This window comes from Paenibacillus oenotherae, from assembly GCF_019443105.1.
GTDB classification, from domain to species: Bacteria; Bacillota; Bacilli; order Paenibacillales; family Paenibacillaceae; genus Paenibacillus_Z; species Paenibacillus_Z oenotherae.
In genome coordinates this window covers 284,150-310,265 of the sequence record NZ_JAHZIJ010000002.1, presented here as the reverse complement: position 1 = coordinate 310,265, position 26,116 = coordinate 284,150, and the positions used below count along the sequence as shown (strand labels likewise).

The 26,116-nt window shown below is 51.4% G+C and carries 25 protein-coding genes; 20 read left to right on the top strand and 5 right to left on the bottom strand.

Annotated features, from left to right (window positions below):
* Positions 1 to 38: 38 nt before the first annotated feature.
* Positions 39 to 1,295, top strand: coding sequence for a tyrosine--tRNA ligase (gene tyrS, locus K0T92_RS05575; RefSeq protein WP_219871439.1), 1,257 nt, complete (start codon positions 39 to 41; stop codon positions 1,293 to 1,295).
* A 119-nt stretch (positions 1,296 to 1,414) separates the two neighbouring features.
* Here the strand turns inward: tyrS and rpsD are convergent, their stop codons facing one another.
* Entirely contained in the window at positions 1,415 to 2,014 is a 600-nt protein-coding gene (gene rpsD, locus K0T92_RS05570) for a 30S ribosomal protein S4 (protein ID WP_219871438.1), read from the bottom strand.
* A 346-nt stretch (positions 2,015 to 2,360) separates the two neighbouring features.
* Between rpsD and K0T92_RS05565 the strand changes: the two genes are divergently transcribed.
* The 5 genes from K0T92_RS05565 to K0T92_RS05545 all read left to right on the top strand — a co-directional run bounded on the left by K0T92_RS05565 (position 2,361) and on the right by K0T92_RS05545 (position 7,098).
* Complete coding sequence (locus K0T92_RS05565) at positions 2,361 to 4,271, top strand: sensor domain-containing diguanylate cyclase (RefSeq protein WP_343223629.1); 1,911 nt, start codon at positions 2,361 to 2,363, stop codon at positions 4,269 to 4,271.
* Between the two features lie 143 nt (positions 4,272 to 4,414).
* The gene (locus K0T92_RS05560; RefSeq protein ID WP_219871437.1) at positions 4,415 to 5,140 is read left to right on the top strand and encodes a hypothetical protein; all 726 of its coding nucleotides are present in this window, start codon (positions 4,415 to 4,417) and stop codon (positions 5,138 to 5,140) included.
* Between the two features lie 91 nt (positions 5,141 to 5,231).
* The gene (locus K0T92_RS05555; protein WP_219871436.1) at positions 5,232 to 6,347 is read left to right on the top strand and encodes an aminopeptidase; all 1,116 of its coding nucleotides are present in this window, start codon (positions 5,232 to 5,234) and stop codon (positions 6,345 to 6,347) included.
* An 85-nt stretch (positions 6,348 to 6,432) separates the two neighbouring features.
* A complete protein-coding gene (locus tag K0T92_RS05550) occupies positions 6,433 to 6,675 on the top strand; it encodes an HPr family phosphocarrier protein (RefSeq protein ID WP_219871435.1) in 243 nt (80 codons plus the stop codon).
* A gap of 141 nt (positions 6,676 to 6,816) precedes the next feature.
* Positions 6,817 to 7,098, top strand: a complete 282-nt coding sequence (locus tag K0T92_RS05545) for an Fpa/YlaN family protein (RefSeq protein ID WP_219871434.1) — start codon at positions 6,817 to 6,819, stop codon at positions 7,096 to 7,098.
* A 73-nt stretch (positions 7,099 to 7,171) separates the two neighbouring features.
* On the opposite strand, the gene cax is transcribed toward K0T92_RS05545, so the two are convergent.
* On the bottom strand, positions 7,172 to 8,233 hold the full coding sequence (cax, locus tag K0T92_RS05540; protein ID WP_219871433.1) for a calcium/proton exchanger: 1,062 nt from the start codon (positions 8,231 to 8,233) through the stop codon (positions 7,172 to 7,174).
* Between the two features lie 156 nt (positions 8,234 to 8,389).
* On the opposite strand from cax, the gene K0T92_RS05535 reads away from it, so the two are divergent.
* Entirely contained in the window at positions 8,390 to 8,767 is a 378-nt protein-coding gene (locus tag K0T92_RS05535; RefSeq protein ID WP_219871432.1) for an Asp23/Gls24 family envelope stress response protein, read from the top strand.
* A 450-nt stretch (positions 8,768 to 9,217) separates the two neighbouring features.
* Here K0T92_RS05535 and ftsW read toward each other — a convergent pair whose 3' ends face one another.
* The gene (gene ftsW, locus K0T92_RS05530; RefSeq protein ID WP_219871431.1) at positions 9,218 to 10,375 is read right to left on the bottom strand and encodes a putative lipid II flippase FtsW; all 1,158 of its coding nucleotides are present in this window, start codon (positions 10,373 to 10,375) and stop codon (positions 9,218 to 9,220) included.
* 16 nt (positions 10,376 to 10,391) lie between these two features.
* On the bottom strand, positions 10,392 to 10,736 hold the full coding sequence (locus tag K0T92_RS05525; protein ID WP_219871430.1) for a YugN family protein: 345 nt from the start codon (positions 10,734 to 10,736) through the stop codon (positions 10,392 to 10,394).
* A 323-nt stretch (positions 10,737 to 11,059) separates the two neighbouring features.
* On the opposite strand from K0T92_RS05525, the gene K0T92_RS05520 reads away from it, so the two are divergent.
* The 12 genes from K0T92_RS05520 to K0T92_RS05465 all read left to right on the top strand — a co-directional run bounded on the left by K0T92_RS05520 (position 11,060) and on the right by K0T92_RS05465 (position 23,167).
* Positions 11,060 to 12,280 carry a M20 metallopeptidase family protein gene (locus tag K0T92_RS05520; RefSeq protein WP_246627899.1) on the top strand — a complete coding sequence of 407 codons (1,221 nt, stop codon included), beginning with the start codon at positions 11,060 to 11,062 and terminating at the stop codon, positions 12,278 to 12,280.
* Positions 12,281 to 12,380: 100 nt separating this feature from the next.
* The gene (locus K0T92_RS05515; protein ID WP_219871429.1) at positions 12,381 to 12,824 is read left to right on the top strand and encodes a CBS domain-containing protein; all 444 of its coding nucleotides are present in this window, start codon (positions 12,381 to 12,383) and stop codon (positions 12,822 to 12,824) included.
* 71 nt (positions 12,825 to 12,895) lie between these two features.
* The gene (locus K0T92_RS05510) at positions 12,896 to 13,669 is read left to right on the top strand and encodes a thermonuclease family protein (RefSeq protein WP_219871428.1); all 774 of its coding nucleotides are present in this window, start codon (positions 12,896 to 12,898) and stop codon (positions 13,667 to 13,669) included.
* A 99-nt stretch (positions 13,670 to 13,768) separates the two neighbouring features.
* The gene (locus tag K0T92_RS05505) at positions 13,769 to 15,496 is read left to right on the top strand and encodes a DNA repair helicase XPB (RefSeq protein WP_219871427.1); all 1,728 of its coding nucleotides are present in this window, start codon (positions 13,769 to 13,771) and stop codon (positions 15,494 to 15,496) included.
* Complete coding sequence (locus K0T92_RS05500) at positions 15,493 to 17,280, top strand: helicase-associated domain-containing protein (RefSeq protein ID WP_219871426.1); 1,788 nt, start codon at positions 15,493 to 15,495, stop codon at positions 17,278 to 17,280. The genes K0T92_RS05505 and K0T92_RS05500 overlap by 4 nt, the downstream gene beginning before the upstream one ends.
* 219 nt (positions 17,281 to 17,499) lie before the next feature.
* Positions 17,500 to 17,928, top strand: coding sequence for a YlbF/YmcA family competence regulator (locus K0T92_RS05495; RefSeq protein ID WP_246627921.1), 429 nt, complete (start codon positions 17,500 to 17,502; stop codon positions 17,926 to 17,928).
* A 24-nt stretch (positions 17,929 to 17,952) separates the two neighbouring features.
* Entirely contained in the window at positions 17,953 to 18,216 is a 264-nt protein-coding gene (locus tag K0T92_RS05490) for a YlbG family protein (protein ID WP_219871425.1), read from the top strand.
* Between the two features lie 192 nt (positions 18,217 to 18,408).
* The gene (locus K0T92_RS05485; RefSeq protein WP_219871424.1) at positions 18,409 to 18,846 is read left to right on the top strand and encodes a hypothetical protein; all 438 of its coding nucleotides are present in this window, start codon (positions 18,409 to 18,411) and stop codon (positions 18,844 to 18,846) included.
* A 249-nt stretch (positions 18,847 to 19,095) separates the two neighbouring features.
* Entirely contained in the window at positions 19,096 to 20,613 is a 1,518-nt protein-coding gene (locus tag K0T92_RS05480; protein WP_219871423.1) for a spore germination protein, read from the top strand.
* A gap of 14 nt (positions 20,614 to 20,627) precedes the next feature.
* Entirely contained in the window at positions 20,628 to 21,794 is a 1,167-nt protein-coding gene (locus K0T92_RS05475; protein ID WP_219871422.1) for a Ger(x)C family spore germination protein, read from the top strand.
* 12 nt (positions 21,795 to 21,806) lie between these two features.
* The gene (locus K0T92_RS05470) at positions 21,807 to 22,043 is read left to right on the top strand and encodes a hypothetical protein (RefSeq protein WP_219871421.1); all 237 of its coding nucleotides are present in this window, start codon (positions 21,807 to 21,809) and stop codon (positions 22,041 to 22,043) included.
* Positions 22,044 to 22,048: 5 nt separating this feature from the next.
* A complete protein-coding gene (locus K0T92_RS05465; protein WP_219871420.1) occupies positions 22,049 to 23,167 on the top strand; it encodes a GerAB/ArcD/ProY family transporter in 1,119 nt (372 codons plus the stop codon).
* Positions 23,168 to 23,174: 7 nt separating this feature from the next.
* Here the strand turns inward: K0T92_RS05465 and K0T92_RS05460 are convergent, their stop codons facing one another.
* Positions 23,175 to 23,903, bottom strand: a complete 729-nt coding sequence (locus K0T92_RS05460) for a ThuA domain-containing protein (RefSeq protein WP_219871419.1) — start codon at positions 23,901 to 23,903, stop codon at positions 23,175 to 23,177.
* A 357-nt stretch (positions 23,904 to 24,260) separates the two neighbouring features.
* Between K0T92_RS05460 and K0T92_RS05455 the strand changes: the two genes are divergently transcribed.
* On the top strand, positions 24,261 to 25,721 hold the full coding sequence (locus K0T92_RS05455) for a GMC oxidoreductase (protein WP_246627898.1): 1,461 nt from the start codon (positions 24,261 to 24,263) through the stop codon (positions 25,719 to 25,721).
* The last annotated feature ends 395 nt before the right edge of the window (positions 25,722 to 26,116 follow it).

The following is a 26,116-nucleotide window of genomic DNA, read 5'->3' as shown; positions in this document are numbered from 1 at the left end:
AAGGATTTTTTTCTATTTCCGGACAGGAGTGAATGTGAATGGTTAAATGGGAAGAGCTTACACCCGAGCAGCAGCAAGAGGTAGAGCGTCAGATGAGCGTCATTCGCCGGGGCGTTGTAGAAATTGTGCCGGAGGATGAATTAAAGGCGAAGGTAGCCAGCGCAGTGGCCACTGGCAAGCCGCTGAAAGTAAAGCTGGGGCTTGATCCGTCGGCTCCGGATATTCATATCGGGCATACGGTTGTGCTTCACAAGCTGCGCCAATTTCAAGAAATGGGCCATGAGGTTCAACTGCTTATCGGCGATTTCACGGGCAGAATCGGTGATCCAACGGGCAAATCCGAGACACGCAAGCAGCTGACAGAGGAAGATGTGAAGCGGAATGCCGAAACGTACCAGAAACAAATATACAAGCTGCTGGATCCGGCAAAAACGAAGCTTTACTACAATTCGGAATGGCTGGCGCCGCTGAATTTCTCAGATGTGGTCACGTTATCCGCGAAGGTAACAGTAGCTCGCATGCTGGAACGGGATGATTTCACGAAACGCTACCAATCCGGTCAGCCGATCAGTATTCATGAGTTCTTCTACCCGTTGATGCAGGGCTATGATTCCGTTGCGCTTGAGAGTGATGTTGAGCTTGGAGGCACGGATCAGAAGTTCAACCTGCTTATGGGCCGGACGCTGCAGAAGGAATACGGCAAGCCGACACAAGCGGCGATTATGACGCCATTGCTGGAAGGACTGGATGGCGTTCAGAAGATGAGCAAAAGTCTCGGCAACTACATCGGGATCGATGAGGAGCCTAATCAGATATACGGCAAAGCAATGTCGATACCCGATGAGCTGATGGTGAAATATTATGAGCTGGCAACGGATATCGGCAACGATGAGCTCGAAGCGCTTCGCCAGGGCATTGCTGATGGGACGAAGCATCCGCGGGATACGAAGATGCGGCTGGCAGCAACGCTGGTGCGCATGTTCCACGGAGACGAGGCTGCGGCAGCAGCAGAGCAGCACTTTGTAACGGTATTCCAGCAGCGTGCACTGCCTGATGATATCGAAGTGGTCACGCTTGCATCGTCGGAGCTGGAGGAAGGCCGCATTCGCATCGTGAAGCTGCTGACGACGCTTGGTCTGCAGGCATCCGGCAGCGAGGCGAAGAGGAGCGTTCAGCAGGGTGCGGTGAAGATTAACGAAGAGAAGGTCGATGATCCCAATGCCGAGATTACACCTGCCGATGGCGATGTCATTCAGGTGGGCAAGCGTAAATTCGTCAAGCTGAGCATAGAGTAGAACAGGGTTCGTATAGAGGAGGGGCATCGCTTGCAGCTTGCGAGTGATGCTCCTTTTGCTGCATAGCGCAAGCAGCGCATAAAAAAACAGTCCGGGGATATCCCCGGACTGCGGACTTATTAACGGCTGTAGAACTCAACGATTTGTTTCTCGTCGATTTCTTGCGGGAGCTCAGCGCGATCTGGCAGGCGAAGGAATTTGCCTTCGAATGCAGCATCGTTGTACTCCAGGTAGTTAGGAAGGTAGTTGCGGCCTTCCAAAGCTTCTTTGATGGATTTCATCGTGCGGCTGCGCTCGCGAAGACCGATTACGTCGCCGATGGAAACCGTGTAGGAAGCGATATCGACTTTCTTGCCATTAACGGTAACGTGACCGTGCGATACAAGCTGACGAGCGCCTGCACGGGAGTTAGCGAATCCAAGACGGTAAACCAGGTTGTCCAGACGGCTCTCAAGCAGGGCCATGAAGTTCTCACCGGCAATACCTTTTTGCTTGGATGCTTTGTCAAACAGGTTGCGGAATTGTTTCTCGTTCATTCCGTACATGTGACGCAGCTTTTGCTTCTCTTGCAATTGAATGCCGTAACCGCTCATTTTTTTGCGTTGTCCTGGACCGTGTTGTCCTGGTGGAAATGCGCGTTTCAATTCTTTGCCTGTACCGCTCAAAGAAATTCCAAGGCGGCGGCTCAATTTAAACTTAGGACCCGTATATCTTGACATGTGTCGTAAAACTCCTTCTTCAAATGGGATGTTTGAAAATGGGTGTTTCGCCGAGTGTTGTCTGCGCTTGATTGCAGTGCAATTCAAGACTTGACAGGAATGTTCAGCCGCAGTCCTGTCAGCGACAGCCTCCGTGAGGGTGACACAAAACCGTTCCCAATATTCAACTATAAATATTATATAAATTCTGCTACACTTGTCAAGGGGATTGGACGTCTTAATATTCGCTTTCATCCGTTGCAACTAAAGGCCTAACTTATTGCTCCTTAAGTGGTGCATAATCTTTTGAACTACAGTATGATATTCATGTGGTGCATATCGCATAAGTAAAGAGAGGTGATGCTGTGTGAAAAAACAAATGATTCATCATGATGAGCAACTGGCAGATAGCAATTGTTCGGAAGCCCGGCATGAACCGATTTGGCTTGCGAATGCAGATATGAATGATATGGACGAGTTATATACAGCGAATATATTGGAGATCTCCTTCCGTCAATGGCTTAAGGAAGCGGAGGAGCTCGACATTTTTGATAACGCGCTCATTCTCTGCAATGCGCAAGGGCGGATTCTTCGTTTGGCGGGTAGAAGCACAATTAGCGGTGGAGAGAGCGAGAGCGTCCAAAGCTTGGCTGGACAAGCATGCCGCACATTGCAGCAGCAATCGGATCACGGCATCACTGCGCTCCCCATTATGAAGCGCTCGGAGAAGGGGGTGCTGGCTGTTCTGGCGATTGTCCGGCCGGACAGCCATTCTGGAACTGCGGTATCCATGAAAGCGGCAGCATTGTTGTATAGGAGCATTGTATATCGCAATTTCGAGCTGTCTCTAGCACAGGAACAGCTGCATCAACAGCAGCTGATCGAGAAGGAAGCAGGGCGGAGAGAAACTCTGTTCGAGGTGGCGAGGCGCCTCCACGACCAGAATGATGTCAATGAGGTTCTGAATGTGCTTCTTATGGATGTTGAAGATTTGTATCCGCATGCTGAATTCGATCTCTATTTGTCCCAGGATCATGTCAATGGAGATGAGCGCATCAAGCCGCTGTACTTCCGGCATGCGGATCACGATATCCATGCACAGGCTTTTCTGGCGGGCAATCCGATCATCGCACATGATGAAGCAGGCATGGTTCAACTAGCCATTCCAATGAGCGGCAAACAAGCAGTATACGGTGTACTCAGCATTGCAATGCGGTCGGGGCTCTGGGAGGAATCCGAGATGAGCGCCTTCATTATGCTGGCGGATACAGCAGGTTCTGCATTCGAGAGTGGCAAGCTGTTCGAGCAGTCGAATGCCTTGATCAGAGAGCTGCAGATCATTAATGAGATTACGAAGAGGCTGAACCAGTCGCTGAGACTGGATGAAATATTCCAGTTCGCGATGAATGAGCTGCTGACTATTTTTAAAGCGGATTACTGTGCGGTTCTGCAGCTTGACAAGGATACGGATCATTTTCATATTATGTCCACTAATTTGCGCGAGGGGATTGAGGAAGTCTTCTCGACTGATTACGGATTTTGCGGCATTGTCTATGATACAAAGGAGCCGTTGATCATATCCGATTATGCGGTTACCCGTGTCGTGGATTCACAGCTTATGGATGTTACTGCCTCGCGCTCGATGATCGCTGCTCCGATCATGGCGGGCACAGAAGTTGCCGGGGTCATCATGGTGATGCACCAGAGCCCGAACTTCTTCTCCTATGGCAACTACAAGCTGCTGCAAATGCTGTCCACTCACATTGGCCTTGCAATATCCAACGCCTCTCTCCATGCCGAGGTGCGTCGTATGGTAATTACAGATAATTTGACCGGACTGCATGCGCGGCATTATCTGAACAAGCAAATCCAGTCCAGGCAGCGGAAGGATCCGTGCGGCTCGCTGGTGCTTGTCGATCTTGACCACTTCAAGAAGGTCAACGACACCTACGGGCATCTGATTGGCGACCGCATTCTGGTTGCTGTAAGCGACGTTATCCGCAGCTGTATTCGCGAAACGGACATTGCTGCGAGGTGGGGCGGGGAAGAGCTTGCTGTCTATTTGCCGCAGATTCGTTCAGAGCAGGCATACCGGATTGCTGAACGGATAAGAAGCAGAGTGGAGCAGGACACGCACCCCCCTGTGACCGTATCTTGCGGGATCTCGGAATGGACGTATGACGATGAGAAAGTAAGTGTAGAAACGCTGTTCAACCGCGCCGATGTGGCGCTGTATGAAGCGAAGAACAACGGCAGGAACCGGATTGTTGTCGGTTAAGCTGTTGCATATATCGAAGTGGAGCACGGCTGCTTGCAGCCGTGTTTTTTACTGCCCGGAGCGCCATCGCATAAAGAAACAGTTTGCAACAGAGGATACAGGTGACGCGGTTTTCACTTCGAGACAAGCGGGAGGAACATGAAATGAGAAAATGGATTGTAGCAGTGCTCGCCATTATAGCTGGCTGTGGCGCTCCTTCAGACGACAAAACTGCGGAGGAGCTTCTATCCCTGTCGATTGCCGGACTGTCCGGTATCGACCACTATACTTTCTCCGGTGTTACAGGAATAGCTATAGCAGACGGCAGCATGCCGAAGCCGACAACCTTCGAAGGGACTGTAGAGGAACATCATCGGATCCAGATGAAGAGGGGCCGGGAACCGGGAACGGCGCCGATGGGTTCTCCATACGAGCTGCTGGAGCAAATTCAAGCCGGGGCATCCAGCGTTGTGGTCGTCCCGTCCAAGTCGGGCAGCCGGACGGCAGTGCTTCGTGTGGAGATGGATCGCACTGCGGCCCTCAGAGAGTGGAGGGAGCGGCTCAGAAGCGATTTTGACAAGGTGATTCATGGGACGGGGACGGGCATGTCCGCAGAGGGCAAAGCAGCGCGTATGATGCAAGCTAATAAAGGAGCGGTGCTGGAGCGTGAATGGCAAAGAGAAATTAACCGTTCGCGCAGAAAGCTGGAGGAGATGCTGCGAACGTTGGATGTCCAAACCGCTTATACGCTAGTTATCGACCGGAAGAGAATGGTCCCGCTGCGTCTGCAGGAGCAGACAGTACTTCACTATGAAGCAGGCGGGGAGGGGCACCAGGAATCGCGGGAGACGGACATAACGCTCCGAATGCTGCCGGATGGCAAGCGCTAAGCCGTGCAACATGACTGAAAAGATGGTAGGATAATACTGCTGTCCGTCTGAAATGTGAGTTACAAACATTCAATGTCTGGGAGGCTGTATCATGCGTGATCCTCGTTTACAGGTATTAGCGTCTAATTTGGTTGGTTATTCGATTGATGTGCAGCCAGGCGAGAACATTCTTATCGATATGATTGGTTCAGAGCGTGAATTGGCCAAATGTCTGATCGAAGAAGTGGCGAAGCGGGGCGGACGTCCCTTTGTCGAGACGAGCGACCGGTCTATATTGCGCACGATGCTCATGCATGCAACGAAGGAGCAGATTGAGCTGTGGGCTTCGTTTGACCTGAGAAGAATGGAGGCTATGCACGGCTACATTGGCATTCGGGCTGGCGAGAATGCCAATGAGCTGGCAGATGTGCCGAGCGAGAACATGCGTCTCTATGAATCGCTGCACCGTCATCCTGTCCATATCGAGCGGCGGGTGAAGCATACGAAATGGGTGGTGCTGCGTTATCCCAATGCCTCCATGGCCCAGCTTGCCAACAAGAGCACGGAGGCTTTCGAGGATTTTTATTTTGATGTGTGCAATCTCGATTATGCCAAGATGGATCGGGCTATGGACCCGCTGCAGCAGCTGATGAGCACGACGGATCGTGTGCGCATTGTCGCGCCGGGGACGGATCTGACCTTCTCCATTAAAGGCATTGGAGCGAAAAAATGCTCCGGCCACCGCAATATTCCTGATGGCGAGGTGTTCTCGGCGCCTGTTCGCGATTCTGTTAATGGCACCATTACATACAATACCCCATCTGTCTATTCCGGCATTACGTTCGAGAATATATCGTTTACCTTCAGGGACGGCCAAATCGTCGAAGCAACGAGCAACCATACAGAAAAGCTGAATGAGATTCTTGATATGGATGCGGGTTCGCGTTATATCGGGGAATTCAGTTTGGGCTTCAACCCGTACATTCTGCATCCGATGAAGGATATACTGTTCGATGAGAAGATCGCAGGCAGTCTGCACTTTACTCCGGGGCAAGCCTATGAGGAAACGGACAACGGGAACCGCTCTGCCGTTCATTGGGATTTGGTGCTCATACAACGTGAGGAATATGGCGGCGGCGAGGTTTATTTTGATGATCGCTTGATTCGCCAGAACGGACTGTTTGTAGTCCCGGAGCTGGAAGCTTTGAATCCGGAAAATTTGAAGTAATAGCCCCTTGAACAGGAAGAGAAATCGGGTTATGATGGAGGAAAGCTTTTCTAGACCCTGTATCTAAATACTGGAGGTATCTGACATGTCCAATAATGCTGCAATCGTAGACATTTCCCAAACAGCCAACAAATTCCGGTCGTCCATCGTTCTCCAAGCCGAGAACAAATATATCGATGTTAAGAGTATTCTTGGTCTCTTCACTACATTGGTTGGCGGACAATCTTATGAACTGCATGTGCATGGCCCAGATGCTGAAGAAGCTAAAGCCGCAATGGCGGAAGTATTTGTGAAGCATAGCCTGGACATCAAGATCGTTTCCGAGTAATTCGGGACAATATCGGGCCTAAAGCGTCTCGACGAAGAATTCGTCGGGGCGCTTTATTGTTTTGACCTTGTACAATCCTTTGTTTTCGTCTAATATAGAGTTTATAGAAGACGGCGAGCAATACGCACAAGGGGGAGTACGATGTCTTCATCCGATGTTCTCATCCATTTGCATCAAAAAGCGCTCAATCTCCTTCAGGACGATGCCACCAAAATCGAGAAGCTGATCGAAGTACAAATGGAAAATTTGACGACGAGAAAATGTCCGCTCTACGAAGAGGTGTTGGACACGCAAATATATGGCTTTTCCAGAGAGGTCGATTTTGCGATTCGAGCTGGCCTAGTAGCTGAAGTGGTTGGCAAAGAGATTATTAGCAGGCTGGAACGGAACTTAGCCCAGCTTTATGAAGCGCTGAATAAATAAGAAGAGCACTCCTTCAAGCAGATCGTTCTCACTGCTTGAAGGAGTGCTCTTCTTTTACTGCGGTTGCCGTACATCAGACGAGATAGAAGGCAAAGCCGAGGATAATATAGACCATCAGAAGCAAGGCGCCTTCGTACCAGTTGGTGGTTCCGTCCTTGGATATGGACTTCGCTATAAAGACAGAGACACCGATGGCTGCAAGCTCGATGGGGGTGAACAGGATATCCATCGTGTTGCCGGACAAGGCGCTGATGAAGATCAGCACAGGAGCGACGAACAAGGCGATCTGCAAGCTGCTGCCGACCGCGATCTCTACAGCAGCGCCGATCTTGTTCTTCATCGCGAGCATAACCGCGGCGCTATGCTCTGCCGCATTGCCTACGATAGCGATGACGAACGCGCCTACAAACAGCTCAGAGAGCCCGAAATCAGTTGTGAACGTATGCAGAGTGCCAACCAGCCATTCGCTCACGAGTGCCGTCATAGCGGTCGCTACAACGAGAAATGTAATGGACAGCCCCTTGGACCATGCTGGCTCCTCGCCGTGATCTGCTGAGGTCTCTTCCATCTCGGCAAGTACATCCTTATGAGTGATCATGGAGAAGACGAGCCACAAAATATAGGCCACGATCAAGATGCCGGCGACAGTCAAGCTGAGGAACTCGTCCTGCTCCTTCGTGAAGTGCTCGGACGTTACGAAGATCGCGGGAATGAAGAGACCGATCACCGCCAGGATCATCAGGGAGGCGTTATGGCCGGCTAATTGAATGTTGAAGCGCTGTTCCTTGAATTTGAGACCTCCAAGCAAGACGCTAAGTCCCAGAACAAGAAGCAGGTTTCCGATGATGGCGCCTGTTAAGCTTGCCTTCACCATATCGAACAACCCTTCGCGGACGAGGAATATAGCGATGATCAGCTCAGCGGCATTGCCGAATGTGGCATTCAGAAATCCGCCCAGTCGCTGGCCGGCATAGTGAGCGACACTTTCTGTCGCTTTGCCAAGAAATCCGGCGACGAACAATATGGCAATAGCCGAGAATATAAACTCGATGATTGGACCGAAGCCTGCGTAGTGGCTAATGCCGCTTAATGCAAACGTAACGATCAGAATGGTAAAGAATAGTTTCTGTTTCAAGTGTTTAACACCTCAGTTTTAGTTATTCTATGGAATCTGTTACCACTATATCGGAATTTTTTGGGTCTGTAAACTTTCTCTTTGTTCGGCTCATGCCTTGCTTCGAGGTAACACATCCAGTACAATGGAAGCATAAGGCGAAAAGGAGTGTGTGGCATGACAGAGGACCTTCAAACAGGCATTATTCGTATTTCAGATGACGTAGTCGCCACCATCGCGGGACTGGCTGCGCTAGAGACTCCGGGAATTGCCGCGATGTCAGGCGGAATTTCGGAAGGTCTGGCGAAGAAGCTTAGTGGTAAAAATGCGCAGAAGGGTGTCTCCGTTGAAGTGGGACAGCTGGAAGCAGCGATTGATTTGCGTATTATTGTAAAGTATGGCATTCCGATTCAGGAAGTATGCCGGCAGCTTCAGGAGAATGTCCGTGAAGCGGTTGAGAATATGACGGGTCTTAATGTCGTTGAAGTTAATGTTAAGGTAGAAGGCGTAGCCTTCAAGGAAGAAGAAGTCGAAGAAGTTGCACGGCTGAAATAAGGAAGGGATCTCGCCGCTCTAACCGCACAAGGCAACGGGAGATATCGATGTTGAACAAGCAAGAAGGGGACTGTCGGGTAGATTCAGTATCCAAAGAGTCAGTCCCAAAAGATGTGAAAAGATGCCTCCAACCCACTATAAAGTGGAGCTGGAAGCATCTTTTTTCATTATATATGGGGACAAACTGTTTTGAAGGCAGAGTGACCGAGTGAGAAGCCTGCGAATGTGCATGAATTTCGGTTACAAGACGCCATAATGGTACAATTCCTGCGATCAGGCATGAGTTTTGGGGGGAGATCGGCCGTTAATGAGAAACGAAGGTGAAACACCTGCATTCTGGCAGGCATTTCACCTTCATGGGGCCGGAAACGAGCGAATAAATGCTGTTTCGCATGTTTACCTGGCTCGCATCTCGTATTCGGACTTTCTGGATAAGCTCCATCTTCGTGATTATTTGCGAACGATGTCCGGTCGGTTATTGTCACGTGAAATACTAAGGAGTACTCCCATGCTGGCAAGAGTTACGAGCAGTGACGAGCCGCCGTGGCTGACGAATGGAAGGGTAACGCCAGTAATTGGCATTGCTCCAATGACGCCGCCTATATTGATAATGGACTGGATGGCGATCATGCCGACTATTCCGACGCCGACGATCGTCCCATAGTTGTCTGAACAGCGCAGAGCGACAATAAGGCCCCGCCACAGAAACAATAGAAGGAAGAGCAGAAACAGAACACTTCCGATAAAACCGAATTCCTCGGCGATAATGGAGAAAATAAAGTCACTGTAGGCATAAGGCAAATATTTGAGCTTTTGCACACTGTGACCGAAGCCGGCTCCCGAAATGCCGCCATGCCCCAAAGCTTGCAGGGAGCGGGATATATGGTAGGTCGTATCGAGCTCATCGGCCTGCGGATCCATGAAAGCGGTGAACCTGTGAATGCGATAATTCCAAGAATCGGGATCACTCATAATAGATATGCTGGCCAAGGCCGAAACGATAGCGGCAATAATAAATCCGGACAGAAACAACTGCTTTAAATTAGCTCCTCCGGCAACAATAATAATCAGCGCACAGGAGGCCAGTACAATACAGGAGCCAAGATCCGGCTGCAGCATAATAAGCCCACAGATGATAGCAACGATTACAAAGACAGGCAGCAGGCCCTTCTTGAAATCTCTAAACTTCTCGCCTTTCTTGGCGATCAGCGAGCCTAGATAGAGAATGAGGCCAAGCTTTGCGAATTCTGTTGGCTGAATGCCGAGCCCACCGATACCAAACCAGCTTCGTGCACCGTTTCTAACCTCACCGATAAAGGGAACGAGAATGAGCAGAATCATGACGGGGATAAAGTACAAAATGAACCCCTTCTTGAAAGCGGGATAGGGGATATTCATAATGACCATCATCATAGCAATGCCCAGTAAAGCAAAAATCACTTGGCGCTTGGTGAAGAAGAGGGCATCATAGTTGTAGGTCTCCGAAATGACGGCAGTACTGGAGCTGGCACTGAATACCATAACGATGCCAAAGCCAACAAGCATCAATGTAAGGACGAGTAATAAAAAATCCGGCCTGCCGCGCAGGCCGTTCGTCTTGTTCTTCATCTGTGCGGACTGCTAACTAAGTCAGCAGCTTCTTCAATTCTTGTAATCGTTGTGTTGCAGCATTGAGGATCGGCTGCGGCACAGGTGAATCATAATCAAGGCCGTGAGGGAATGTAGCGCGTCCAATGTAGACGGATTCCACTTGAAGCACGGCGTGTGAGGATTCCAGCTTGCCTTCCACTGCGCGGACGTTGAAACGCAAGAAGTATTCCTCACGATTGGTGCGGTCTTCCAGTTTCAGATCGTATGTAGCCCGGTAGTATTCCCACTGCCAGCGCACGAAGCCCAGCTTGTCTGCGGATTCGTCCAAATGCGCCAGATCGCTTGTAACGCCGTTAAGACCTGTATTTTCAATAATCATTGTGATCCTCCTAAAAGTTTTCTGCTACTTTAATTGTAATTAGCTTCTGCATCATCAGAAAACGAGATCGGAGCATACGCTCACTTTTCTGCTAAGCAGATCCTGCTTCATATAGAAGAACCAAGCTTCATACAGGCATGTTCTCTTTTCATGATAGTATGTTTCCCCTGCCAGCGCAAGCCTTACTCCACCTGTGCCCGACGTTCAAAAGTGACATTTTTACGAAAAATTGAGGTGCCTTCAGATGAAAGAACTTTCGGGAACTTCCCGCATTCTGGTACAATAGGCAGAAGAAGAAGACCGAAAGCGAGGAGAGTGCACCAATGGGTGGCAAAGATGACATGAAGGCACTGCTGCAATCCGTATATCCGGACATGGTACAGTGGCGCAGATATTTGCACCGACATCCCGAGCTTTCGTTTCATGAGAAGGAAACCTCGCGATGGATTGCAGAGCAGCTTCAAGAAATGGGCTGCGAGGTTGAGACAGGTGTCGGAGGCCATGGTCTTATTGCGAAGATCAAGGGTGAAAGCAAGGGCCCGACAGTGGCTCTGCGTGCAGATATTGATGCGCTGCCTATCCAGGATGAGAAATCATGCGAGTATACTTCAACGGTTCCCGGAGTGATGCATGCTTGCGGACATGATGCACATACTGCCACTATGCTTGGCATCGCCAAATACTATCGTTCGCAGAGACATGCTTTCTCCGGGGAACGCAGGCTGCTGTTTCAGCCTGCAGAGGAGCTGACACCTGGCGGTGCGCTCGGAATGATCAGGGATGGCGCGCTTAGAGGCGTTGATGCGATATATGGTGTTCATCTGTGGACTCCGATTCCGTACGGTATCGTTTCGTCCAAGGAAGGGCCGTTCATGGCGGCTCCGGATGAAATTCAGATCGATATTACGGGCCAAGGCGGGCATGGCGGGATGCCGCATGATACGATTGATTCCATTGTAGTGGGCGCCGCTCTGGTGCAGGGAATTCAGTCTATCGTCAGCAGGAATGTGGATCCGCTTCAGCCTGCTGTCGTCTCGATTGGTTCTTTCCATGCGGGAACAATCGGCAATGGCATTGCAGAACGATGCCAATTGCTTGGAACGGTGCGCACCTTTAATGAAGAGACGAGAGACAGGATTCGGGAACGGCTGGAAACGATAGTTAATCAAACAGCGGCGATGTATGGGGCCGCCGCGAAGCTGGAATACCGGCTGGGCTATCCGCCTGTCGTCAATGACGAGGAGGAGGCGCGGCGCTTCTTCCGGGTCGCTGCGGAGCAGTTCGGCGGAGGCGCGGTGCAGCGGTCAGAACCGATCATGATCGGCGAGGACTTTTCTTATTATTTGCGTGAAAAACCAGGCTGCTTCATGTTCGTCGGTGCGGGCAATGAAGCGTGCGGTGCGGTGTATCCGCATCATCATCCCAAGTTCGACCTGGACGAGAGGGCGATGCTGCAATCGGCTGCATTGATGATTGCTATGGCAGAGGACTATGCCGCCAATCATTGCAGCCTGTCATCAAATGCCAGTCCCGGGACAGAATGAACCTATGCGCAATCGGCTATTCTAATCGATGGAATAACGCACAACGGCATGCCATTCCGCTCTTTTGTGCAATTTTGAAACCATCGAGGAGGAAACGGTGATGAAAACGGTCAAAGACATCATGTCCACGGATTGTGTCACTGCTACAACGAAGGATAATATTTATGAGCTCGCAGTACTTATGAAGCAGCATGATATCGGATTTGTTCCTATCGTGGAAGGCAAGAAGCTGATCGGCGTAGTTACAGACCGGGATTTGGTAACACGCGGCTATGCGGAGAAGCATTCCGGCTCCACCTCCGCTACTGAGGTGCTGACCAATGATATTAAGACCATTGAGTCTTCTACATCAGTTGACGATGCTGCGAAGATAATGGCGAGCAACCAGATTCGCCGGCTGCCCGTCGTTGATAATGGCAACTTGATCGGTGTTGTTGCAATTGGCGACCTTGCGGTGAGAGAAATCTTCGTCAATGAAGCCGGAGACGCGCTAAGCAGCATCTCAGAGCAGGACCATCGCGAGCTGGCATCGAGTACCCATTAATAAAGCGGGCGCGGTTCGGTGAAGACCGGATCGCGCTTATTTGCTGCTGTACATAGGGAGAGGGAAGTGACATGGACATCAAGAGTAATTCGCGCTGTCTGCGCATGATAATGGTTATTGCACTTTTAGCAGTTATAACAATTATTGCGGGTTGTTCAACAACAACAGTTGCAGAGAATGATCCGCTCGTACACGCCATTATGCAGCAATATCCGGAGCTGTCCGGCAAAAAATATGAGCTGGAGAGTGTCGGGCGGATTGTTGACGGGGATACGTTAGTTACAGAATCAGGCCATAAGATCCGGCTGATCGGTGTTAATACACCTGAGGTCAAGGGGGAGAGCAGACCCTTGGGCTTGAAAGCCAGTGAATATACGGCAAGCAAGCTGGAGGGCAAGCGCGTTATTCTGTTCCCGGATACAGGCGATACGGACCGGTACGGAAGGCTGCTGCGCTATCTCTTTATTGAAGGCGAAATGGTGATGTTCAATGAGATGCTGCTGCGTGACGGATATGCATCTGTAATGACGATACCGCCCAATGTTACATATGCAGACCGCTTTGTGGAGATGGAGCAAGCGGCAAGAGCTGCCGGTACGGGATTGTGGGGCGGCGGGCTGAATGCGGATCAAGAGGCGGAACCGGAGGATCATGCAGCCGGCAGCAATGGGCAAATAAACGAGGCGGCCGGCTCTTGCAGCAATCCGCTGATTAAAGGCAATATTCGCGGAACAACGAAGATTTATCATCTGCCGGAGTCGCGTTCCTATAATCAAACGAAGGCCGAGCAGATGTTCTGTACAGAGCAGGATGCCGAAGCTGCAGGTTTCCGCAAAGCGAAGTAAGGCGGCTTGTGAAGCATAAAAGCGGTTCTTTTATTTCATACTGTTTAGATAGACAGCGCCTGCATGACGGTGCTTATATTGCTGACAGGAGATGATGGAATGTTGAACCGGGGAAGTGGGCCGATTGTTGTGCAGGCTGACTTGACCGTATTGCTGGATGACCGCCATCTGCACGCTGCTGCTGCACGAGAGAAGCTGTCGCAATTTGCGGATTTGATTAAACGCCCAGGAGATATTCATACCTATCGAATAACGCCATTATCGCTATGGAATGCGGCTGCTGCCGGAATGGCAGCCGAGGATATTCTCGGCTGTCTGCAATGCTATAGCGGCTGTGAGCTGCCTCTTAAAGCTAGAAGCCGCATTCATATGCTGGCAGACAGGTACGGCAAGCTCCAGCTTCAATGTTCGCCGGAGGGTGAGCTGCTGCTCTACGGGAATGAAGCTTTATTGCAATCACTGGCTGAGCTGCCTGCTATCCGTTTGTTTGTATCGGAGGGAGGGGCAGAGGGACAGAGAACGATCAGACCAGAGGGCCGTGGATTGCTCAAGCAGGAGCTTGTAAGACTGGGATACCCTGTCGTTGATGAGGCAGGGTATCGACGGGGAGAGGCTCTCGCAGTGGAGCTTCGGAATAGTAGTGGCACCGGCAATGATTTTGGGCTGCGCGATTATCAAGAGCAGGCGGTTGATATGTTCTACAGGGCGGGACGGCAAGATGGCGGCAGCGGTGTGCTTGTGCTGCCCTGCGGAGCGGGGAAGACTGTCATCGGCATAGCAGCGCTGGCCAGGCTGGCCTGTGACACACTCATTCTCACCTCGAATGTAACCTCTGTGAAGCAATGGAAGCAAGAGCTGCTGGACAAGACGACGCTGACGGAAGCGGAAATCGGCGAATATGCGGCTTCCAGCAAGCAAGTGCGGCCTGTCACGATAGCCACCTACCAGATTTTGACGCACAAGCGGCCGCGTACAGATGAATATAGCCACATGAAGCTCTTTCAGGAACGGAACTGGGGTCTCATTATCTATGATGAGGTTCATCTGCTGCCAGCGCCGGTCTTCCGCATGACGGCTGATCTTCAGGCGACCAGGCGGCTTGGATTGACAGCCACTCTTATTCGCGAGGATGGAAGAGAAGAGGATGTGTTCTCTCTTATTGGACCCAAGAGATTCGACATGCCTTGGCGGATGCTGGAATCCCGCCGCTGGATTGCGCGGGTGGAATGTACCGAGATCCGCGTGCCTCTGGCCTTGGATGAAGGGGACGCCTATGCGAATGCGGAGCCTAAAGCAAGGGCGCGCATAGCCGGTGAGAATACGGAGAAGCTGCAAACGGTGAAACGGCTGATCGAGAAACATCCGGGCAAGCAAGTGCTCGTAATCGGCCAATATTTGCAGCAGCTGCATGCGGCTGCCTGTGCGCTGCGCGCACCACTGTTAACAGGCGAGCTGCCGCATCATGAGCGGGAGAAGCTGTATGAATTGTTCAAGCGAGGGGAAGTCCCCGTTCTTGTCGTGTCCAAGGTCGCTAATTTCGCAGTTGATCTGCCAGATGCGGCTGTAGCCATCCAAATTTCGGGAAGCTACGGCTCAAGACAAGAGGAAGCCCAGCGTATCGGACGGATTCTGCGGCCCAAGAGAGAGGATAACCGGGCATGGTTCTACACGCTTGTATCCGAGGGGACAAGCGAGGTTGCTTATGCCCGCAAGAGGCAGCTGTTCATGCTTGAGCAGGGCTACCGCTATGACATTTGCCGCTGGAATTCTTCGGCTGCAGCTGCGGAAGCAGCGTCGCTGCTGCATATCAGGGAGACGGCGCAATGAACTTTGCAGATCTGATAGGCAAGCTAGGCCATTCCCGGATCGAACGTTATTCCGCTCATCCTCTGTGGTCACACATGGACAAGGAGAGCTGGTTCCAAAATTCGCCGCTTAAGCTGGAGGCAGTAAGGGAGTCCTGGTCCAAGCTGCCGAGCGAAGCGGCGCGGGTGCTCGCAATGATTGTGAATCGATTCGGCGCAGCGCCGTTTCAGGAGGAAGGGCTCCTGCAGGGGGCTGACCGGAGTATAGCAGGCTCGCTGCATCGGCTCGGCCTGCTTTATCTTGTGGAAGCGGGAATTGTATTCGCTGTCCGCAGAGGGTGGGGAGAAAAGCTGTATTTTGTGCCTGGCGATATGTTCTTCCATTGGCATCGTTCCATCTATGAGAGGGGGGCAAGTCCGCTGCCGGACAATGCTGATGTCTGGAGTGAGGAGGCGGCCCGATCCCCGCTCAGTTTGCAATTGCTGCATATGCTGGCCGAGCTCAAGAGAACGGGGATGAAACGAACGGCGAAAGGTCTTCTTGCCAAACGGGTTATAGACAAATGCGCCGCGCAAATTGAGCTTCAGCCAAGCGAAGCCATGTTTCTCAAGCTGGCCTTGTCCGATCCGTCTTATACAGCCTACCCGCTGCATGTCGGGATGATGTTGGATCTGGCAATGAAATTCCAGCTGCTCGGGACCGCTCCCGATTCATTCCTGTTTCATGAGGACAATTGGAATTTGTGGCTTCGCGCTTCTTCAGGGCTTGAACAGGAGCAGGCTCTGCTGCGAATTGTGATGGAGCAATATGCGCTGGGCAGCAGCACTGCGATAGCAACTGCGGCAGCCGCGCTAAGCGGATTGGAGTTCATGAAATGGTATGCAATTGAGGACAGCGCTGCCCGGCAATGGTGCCAGTTGATGGTTGGCCTGGGATGGATGGAGCGGGCGGAGTGTGCGAAGGACATTGAGGGTATGCAAAGTATTGAGAGTATACAAAGAATGCAGAGTACGCAGAGTGTGAAGGGTGTAGAGGTATATCGGTGGCTTATTCCGCCATGGCCTTACGGTGGGAGCACCGATGCTGCCGAAGGAACCAGCGGCGAAGCGGGTATTATGATCGCCACGGACGGTGATATCTATGTTCCGCCGCATGTTCCGGCAGCAGTCAGATGGCAGCTGGAGATGGTTGCTGCCCGCAAGCAGAGTGATGCTGTTGCCGTATACCGGATCAATGAGCAATCACTTGCGAAGGCGCTTGAGCTTGGTTATACGGGGCCGCAAGTTGTTCAGCTTCTGGAGGCTGCATCGGGTAAGCCTCTTCCGTCCCCTGTCTATGTTGGCATATCCGGCATGATGGAGGATCAATGGGATGCAGCAGCAACCAAATTATCCTCAGCGCCTGCATTGTCAGAGCGAGAGCGATCAGAGCCGCTGGATTGCTCGGCAGCTCTGTTCCATGCTCCCGGCTCCTTCCTGGCACAGTATGATCCGATCGTTGAGGTACCCGCGCCGCAATCGCTGTTCAGTGGATTGGAGGCCATCCCGTCTGCGTGGCTGAAGGGGCTGCGCCGCTATCATCCGACAACGCGCAGGGAGCTGCTGGAACAGGCTTTGCGCTGGCGGATATCGGTTACACTAAAGTGTGGCGACAGTCTGATGCCATTCGTTCCTGAGCGGATCGAATCGGATAAGGAAAACTGGGCTGTATTCGGTTATGAGCAGGGGAATGAGGAGGCCGCATTAGTGAGGCTGACGCCGGACATGTGGCAGGAGATGATGCTCCAGCTTCCACAGCTGCAATGATGGGGCGGCAATTGAGGGCAGGAGGAGGCGGCTGCAACGCTACTCTACCTTTTTTAACCCTTCATATGGTATGATAGTGTGTGGGCAGAGGTTTAATTCAGTAGTAAAGGGGTGGATGCAGTGCAAGCAATGTCAGCGACAGGACAAGCAGAATTCACTTGGAATGAATGGAATGGGTTGCCGCTTGAAGGTGACGGAGCTTTATCTTCAACCATCGATATGGGCACACTGCTCCTTAACGCTTATGAGCTGGGCGATATGATCAACCAATCGGCTGAAGTTGCCGAATATGCATATTGGAAGAGAATCGTAGATGGGGATGCCACCGTTCATTCACTTGTGCGGCAGTTCGACAAGGCCAAAGAGCTGTTCACAGAGTGTGAGCGATTCGGACGATTTCATCCCGATTATCATTCGGCCAAGGATAAAGTGAAAGCAATTGAGCTTCAGCTGAATGAAATCGAATGTGTCAGCCGGTTCAAGGCGGCTGAGCAAGCAGTCGACGATTTGCTATTCAGTATTGCGAGCGAGATCGCAGGTTCAGTATCGGATACCATCAAGGTGCCCAGCAATGACCCGCTTGCCAAAGGCGGAGGGGGATGCGGCAGCGGTGGTTCATGCGGCTGCAGCAGCGGCGGCTGCGGATAAGAGGGAGACGGACGGAGGGCTTATATGTTTTCGGAGCGCGTTGGTTACATTGTTTGGGTCAGCGATCTCAAAGCGGCCCGGTCATTAGATAAATACGGAACGGTTCATTACATGTCCCGCAAGATGCATTATGTAGTCATGTATATGAATGCAGACCGAGCAGATGAAATTGTGCGCAACATTCAGCGGTTTTCTTTCGTTAAGAAGGTTGAACGTTCGTATCGCAATGAGATTAAGACCGAGTACAGCAGCAATGAGCCGGACAAGTCTCGGTTTTACAGTTTGTGATCATACAGGCGCCCGAAGCCGGTAGGAACGGGAGCCTGTTTTTTTTTGTTATTTCCAATCCAAAATGTTACAATAATGGGGTGAGTTTATTTTACTGTTGAAAAATCGGACAGGCATGCTACAATGAAAGCGTATATAGATATATGGTATAGATAGTTAGACCTATTTTTCACCGGAAAGGGGAGGTTCGTGTTGAAAGACAAAATGACGGAAAGGTGGAACACTTACGAGTCGTTTCACATCGTGTTAGGCGACAAGAAAGTGGCGGATATCGTCATCACGAACCATGCCAAAATCCGTTGGTCGGACCGTGTGGAAAGCGAAAAAACCGGCTTTGAGGATATTGCGGATTTTATGTGGCAAAGCTTGAAGCAAGGGCGAATTGAGCCCTACTACCGCAATGAAGAGGATGTATATTTAATTGATGACGATCTCGTCTTTGTTGCTGAGTTCTCCGCTCTGGAGAAGGAAACCGATCTGGCTGGAAATCCTCTTCACAAAATGATCGTCGTGACCTTTCTAGGACGGATGTCAGAGACTATAGAACTACGGGATTTAAAGTCCTATTATTCGTGGCTTCGACATTCAAGAAGGATGACGCTTATTAAAAATAGCAGAAAAAGGAAATGATCCGCTGATTTATTTCCTTTTCCTGTATGTATAATGGACGGCGCCCAGACAGGGCCCCAGTTCTTGGTTCACTAATACGCGTGCACGTATAAAAATGAGTATGAAAGAGGCGCCTGCAGCGCGCTTTTTTCATACTCATTTTTTTTATTGGCCGTAAATGAACAAGCCTTTCGGGGAAATACATAAATTTCTCAATTATTGCAAATAATACGGTTCATTAAAAAGCGGTGAAGGGAAGGTGATGGCAGCATGAATGCAGCCAAGTCCTCCAATGCGCAACCAACTCCGATTTCTTGCAAGCTTGAGGAGAATAGAGAACGGATGGAGCAGATATTGGGCGATTGCCATGACCTGTCTATTTTACCGTGGCAATATGGACCGGATATGTCGCGCAGCGCAGTGTCCTATTATTTTGATACGATCGTGATGAACAAGCAAGTGAACTATATGAAGAGTGTACTTCAGGATATGGTCATTCATGAGGTTGGTCCTGGAACAGAGGTAACGACGGAAAGCATCATCCATTTCTTCGAGCAGAAGGGAGTAAACGCACAATCGGCAGAGCTCGTAAACAATCTGGACGCTGCCGTTAACAGAGTGCTCGATGGGTATGTCGTCATCCTGTATGATGGCTGGAACAAAGCGCTCTGCTTCCCGGCGACCGGTGTGGAGACAAGGCAAATCTCCGAGCCCGTGAACGAGGCGGTCGTGCAGGGGCCGCGTGAGAGCACAGTTGAAAATTTGCAGAAAAATATTGCCCTCCTCCGAATCCGGCTGAAAAGCTCCAAGCTCAAGCTGGTCATGCTTGAAGGCGGCGGGGAGACGCGGACAACGATTGCTTATCTCTACCTGAAGGGCGTCGTTAATGAGGAACTGCTGGCGGAGTTCAAGAGCAGAATCGGCAGAGTGAAGGAACTGGATATTATGGAGACCTCCTATATTGAGGAATTGATTCAGGACTCCTTGTACTCGCCATTCCCGCAGTATCGCATCACAGAGCGTCCGGATGTCGCGGTCGCTTCATTGATAGACGGTAAAATTGTTGTGTTGGCGCAGGGCAGCGGCTCCATGCTGATATGTCCTGGTTTATTCGTCGAGATGCTTCAAGCCTCTGAAGATTACTACCAGCGGACCTTGGGTGCTACGATGATCCGATGGGTGCGAATAGTGGCTTTTTTCCTGGCGCTGACATTGCCCAGCATCTACATCGCATTGACAACCTTTCATCCGGAGATGATCCCCACCGTGCTTCTGCTGGCCATTCTCGACGCTCGTGAAGGCATCCCTTTCCCGGCTTTTGTAGAGGCATTGATAATGGAATTTTTCTTCGAGCTATTGCGGGAAGCCGGAATCCGGCTGCCTCGGCCAGTCGGGTCTGCCGTCAGCATTGTTGGAGCGCTTGTCATTGGTGAAGCGGCGATCAACGCAGGGATCGCCTCTCCTATAATGGTGGTTATGGTAGCGTTGACCGGCATTGCTTCCTTTTCTATCCCCCAATACAATATGGCAATCGCGCTGCGAATTATCCGATTCCCGATGATGGTAATGGCCTCCTTCATGGGGGGCTTCGGAATACTGATCGGCTTGTTAGTTATTCTGTGGCATATGATGACGCTGCGAACGCTAGGACAGAATTATATTAGCACCATCCATTGGTCAGGTCCTCAGCAGCTATTGAATGTATTTATTCGAGCCCCTATCCAATATTTGAACCGTGCTTCCCAGCGAAAGCAAGGAACGGGTCAAGCGCCGCAGTCTAATGAATGATGAGACGGGCGATTATGAAGAAACAGCTCTTGCTAATTATCCTTGCCGGCCTTGCTGCGACCCTTCTGTCCGGGTGCTGGAATCGGGCTGAATTACCGGAGAAAGGGTTTGTAATGGGTGTTGCCATCGACAAAACGAAAGGGAACAAGTACAAGCTTACGACCCAGATCTATAAGCCAGCGCAGAAAACCAGCACACAAGGAGGAGGTTCCACTTTGTCTTACGTCATTATTGAGACAGAGGATGAAACGCTCTTCGAGGCTGTTCGGGACATTACGATTCAGGTTGGGCGTCGTGCGCAATGGGCGCATATGCGGGTGATTCTGCTTGGCGAGGATGTGGCGAGGAAGGAGGATATCGGGTCAGTGCTGGAATATTTCTACCGGGATCATGAGGCCCGGTTAACAACGAAGGTTCAGGTCACGCGGGGCAAAGCTGGCGGCTACTTGAAGGTGAAGCCCAAAATCGAACAGACCGTCAGCCAGCAACTGAACCGGATTCAGCAGGCGGTGGCAAGGAATGCAGGCAAAACGGCGGATATTAACCTATTGAGTCTGGCTCACTATCTCAGGAGCGAGGTGCCGAATGTTGCGATTCCCCTCGCCAGCCGCGCGAAGGGCAGTTCATCCTCGATACCAATCGCTGGCGCAGCAATGATCAAGGAAGGGAAAATGGTCGGCAGCCTGAACGGAAAGCAAATGGAAAGTTTGACGATATTGACCAATCAATATCGGAAGGGCGTGCTTCAATTTCTGTCTGTCCCCTCCGAAAATGAACAACGCCGGGGCTTTGAGAACATTGAGGTTGAGAAGGTGCGTACGAATTGGAAGCTTGCAGTTAAAGGCGGCGCCATCCATGCTGTGCTGAAGGTTAAAGTTACGGGCAATATCGGAACATTGAAGTACACGAAACTTGAAACGCGTGAGGATGAGTTGAAGCTTAGACGGGAAGTACAGCAGTCGGTAAAAGATCAGCTTCATGAGATTATTTCTCTGCTGCAGAAGAAAGGGATCGATTTGCTCGGGCTCGGCAACCGAATTTATCGGGAAAAACCCCAACTTTGGAAGAAATGGAAACCGGATTGGGAACGCCGGTTTGCGGAAAGCACGTTTGATATCCAGGTTTCTGTTGATCTGAAGAGTACACTGACAACGGTCGGCAAATCCTTTCAAACGAAGTAGGAGCGTGTACCATTGATAGAGAAGTTGCTGGTTCTGATGACGATCTGCAGCATTGCGCTTCTTACCGATCTGCGAAAGCTGATGGAGATGACGTCCCGCTCGAAGCTGGTGTATGCCGGAATCATGCTGCTTGTGCTGTATGCGAGCATTGACTATCTGCTGGTGCAGGAATTGCCGGATTTGCATACACTTGTCGATCTTGTTCTGATTGCACCGGCCCGGGCGATTGTCCAAGCATTGAAGGGATGATGACAATGATGAAGGGCAAAGAAACGATCAACAATATGCAGATGGTATTCTTGTTCTTCGGCTACCTCATCGGCTCGGTGCTTATTATTATTCCGGGACCTTTGGTGACGATGGCTAAAAATGCGGCATGGATATCGATTCTGATCGCGATGGCCATCGGCATTTTGCTGCTTCAGGTCATCATATTTTTGCAGCGCAAGCACGCGGGGCTCACCTTCATCGGCTACAGCAGGAAGCTGGTCGGATACTGGCCTACTGTGGCCATTGCCGGTTTGATGCTGACGATGGCATTCCATATGGCCGCCGGAATTTTTCTCGATGTGGCGGGATTTATGAACAGCATGATGATGCCTGAAACACCGTCATACGTATTTATGGGGCTCATGTACATCGTTGCGGCCTTGCTGCTTCGCTCCGGCATTGAGGCGATTGCCCGGATATTCTCTATTCTTGTGATCATTATGCTGCTATTCTGGCTGGTCGTTCTGGTGCTGCTGATCCCGAGCTATCACCCGGAATTTCTGCGGCCTATATTCCCGGATGGATACAAGCCCTTACTGCTGGGAACCTATTTGTCATTTGGCATCCCCTTTGGAGAAGTGATATTGTTTGCGCTTGTGCTGCCTTATGCGGGGATCAAACAATTGAAAGGCTTGAACAAAGCTTTGGTCTGGACGATGATCGGGTGCGGAGTTGTATTAATGTTGTCAACAGTGTGTACGATTATGGCTCTTGGCCCATTTGCGGCGGAGAAAAAATATTCACTGTTCACCCTGGCGCAATTGGTTGAGATTGGCGATATTATCGAACGGATTGAATCAATCTCCGGTATGACGATGATTCTCGGTTCTCTCATGAAAGGGACAGTGACGCTGTTCGCTATACAGACACTAATCGCGGAAGTGTTCGACATCAAGGACAGCCGGATGCTGACGAATCCGATCTGTCTGCTTGCCATGCTGCTGGCGATGACATTGCCCGCCACAATGCAGGAATGGGAAGAAATGGTATTCGTCGTTCATCCCCTGTGGGTGGGCGTCGTCTATATGATTCCGGTGCTCCTGCTGGCAGCGGTAACTTTACTGAAGGGCTGGCTCAAAGCTCCTGGTCAGCAGCGCGAATAAAGAGCATCTACAATGCTGCTTGCCGCGCAGCCCACAATAGCCCGCGCCTTGTCATCGCCAGCACCGGAGGAATAAGCAACGTCTCGGGAAAATGGCCTAAAGTATGGGCGAAAACGCGGCCCTTGCCGTACATTTTGACCCAGGCGACCGGCATTGTTACCGGTCTCCATACCTCCGGCGGAATCGCGACAGGGAAGAACGTATTCGCAAGGACGATATTTGCCGGATCGACCAGCATATAATACTGCTCGGTCGTCACCGTAAAATCAGACAAGCCCTTTGTAATCGGACTGGGAACTTTCGTGAAATTCACGCGGTAATGGGCCTTCAGATCACCGGGATGCACGACATACTGCGCACCAACCATCTGCTGATAACGAACCTCGCAGCGAAAAGCGTCTGTAATCCCTCCATGCACACCTGCCAGTCCGGATCCGCCAATACTGACAGCTTCCAGCAAATTATCCAGCTGAGGCGGAGTCAGCTGGCCGCCCGTCCAGACCGGGACGATGAGATCCGCCGCTGCCAGCTTTTCCTTATCGAGAAAGACGTCCAGCGAATCCGCTATTTCGACCTCGAATTGTGCCTGTACCAGCAATCCCGCCAAGAGGGCGGCAATTTCCTTGGGGTGATGTCCTGCAAACCCGCCCTGAACAATAAGCGCCTTTTTGGCGCGCTGTGCGAACAGGCTGGAACTGTCGTACCCTTTAATTCTGAAGTTGGCGCTTGTCGGCATGGCGACTGAACCTCCCGTTCCTGCTTTGTTGCATGCTTTGGTAACAGTATATGCAGTTCCCGCGCTAATGCCTATTTTTTAATCAGGCTGTCGTACATGAGGGCCCCTTGCCGGGAATATATATGTGAGTGCCAGGGATCCTGCATAAGTTGAACTAGAGATAGAACAACAGAGCAGAGCAGGGGAATGATTCTGGAGAAGCGTCAGCGCTCGCCTGTGTACCCGGAATTCCATTATGAGCTGCTTAAATTCCAGAATTCCGGGAACAACAGCGATCGTAAGAACATCCCCCTGCGAAGCAGCCTGGAAGTTCCCTTCAATCGTTCAGCTTACATGCATAGAAAGGGATGAGGGAAGATGCAATCAGCGCAGCAGTCTATTCCCATGTGCCCGCAGTCTGCAGAGCCGATTCAGCCGAACTGGATTCCATTGACGCCGCTTGAGGAGATGGAGCATAGAGACTATGACGCTCTCATTGTGGGGTCAGGTGCAGGGGGCGGCGCGGCGCTTTGGCGATTATGCCAGAGGTGGGGGAGCGGCAAAACGATCGGTGTGGTGGAGGCCGGCGATACTCTTCTCAATACACATGCACGCAATGTCAGCACACTGACCAGTGAATCCCGCTTCGCAAGCTTTTTGCGCGCTGTCAAGGAGCCGGTTGAAGGCAGCTCCCCTGATTTCTCCGGTGCGATGCAGGTCATTGCGTTCGGCGGGCGAACGCTGTTCTGGACGGCGATTGCCCCCCGTCCCTATTCCGGCGAGCTTGCCTGCTGGCCTGTACCGAGACGCGAGCTGGACTATTATTTCGGAGTTGCCGAACGGGCTATGAACGTACGGAGCTATTTTGCATTCAAATATCCGATGTGGGAAGCGCTGCTGAACGGGCTGCTGAACAATGGTTTTCCACAGGCTCAATACGCGCCGCGAGCACTTGATTTCGAGCCGCTCAATTACGATGGGACGATCAATTCCGACGTTTATTTCAGCTCCATCGATTTCTTCGGCGAAGGTTTGGAACTTCGCCCCTATGATCTTGCCATGAACGCCAGGGCAGTTCGTATCCTCACTTGCGGCGGCAGGGCAAGCGGCGTCGAGGTGATGAGGCCGGACAAGCGGTCATTCAGGCTGCGGGCCAAGACGGTCATTCTAGCGGCCGGCACCTTCCAAACCCCGAGGCTGCTTCTGAATTCAGCGATTCCAGGAGCCAATATCGGCCGTTACTTGTGGAATCACTCTTATGTGCGGACCGGTGTGCAGATGGGGCCGGATTGGTTCGCCAGCGGAATCAGCTTCGCCGCATTTCCATATGCGCTGCTGGTTCCCCAGACGAATGGCCATCCTTACCAAATTCAGATATACCCTATGGGCATGCCGGTTGAAAAGAAATTGGATTTGAATGCTTTCGGCAGAGTGGAGCCGCGCTATGAGAACAGAGTCTCTCTGGATCCGCATAAGAAGGATGCATATGGGGTGCCGGAAATACGGGTGCAATTCGCCTATAGCGCTCAGGATTGGGCCGTTATTGCGCAAATGAGGCAAACCTTGCTGCGGGTAGCCGCTGCTTGGGGTGCGGTCATACAGCCGCCTGGCATATGCATGCTTCCGCCGGGAGCGGACAGCCATGAATCGGGAACATGCCGGATGGGGGCTCATCCCGCGACTTCAGCAACAAATCCGTTCGGTCAGATTCATGGCGTTCCCGGTCTGTTCGTTGCTGATAATAGCGTGCTTCCGAGCACGGGGGGAGCTAATCCGACACTATCGACAATTGCCCTGGCGATCCGCACGGCTGACTATATAGCAGGGAGAAGCCCGTAATAGTGGCCGGATGCTGAGAGGGAGCGATAATTTCAAACGCCGAGCCAGGCGAGCTGTGAGGCGAGCTGCGAGAAGCGGGCTCCGAGCCAGGCGAAACATGCGAAAACGCAGGTTTTTGCTCACTTTTGGCCAGATGGAGATGAAATGCCTGCCAGAGAGCAGGCATTTCATCTTAGTTTCCCCTTTTCGGCCAACTTTTCCTTAAATACATGCTTGATCGCAGCAATTTTGCCATTAAGGCGTCTTGTAATCGAAATTCCTGCACATTCGCAGGCTTCTTCCTTCGCTCCTCCGCTCCTCCGCTCCTCCGCCGGTCGTCACGCTGTCTTCTGCCGCCTGTTCGCCTTGCTTCCCGAGCAGGGAAGCCAATTACTACCGAGTATCGTTAAGAGCTC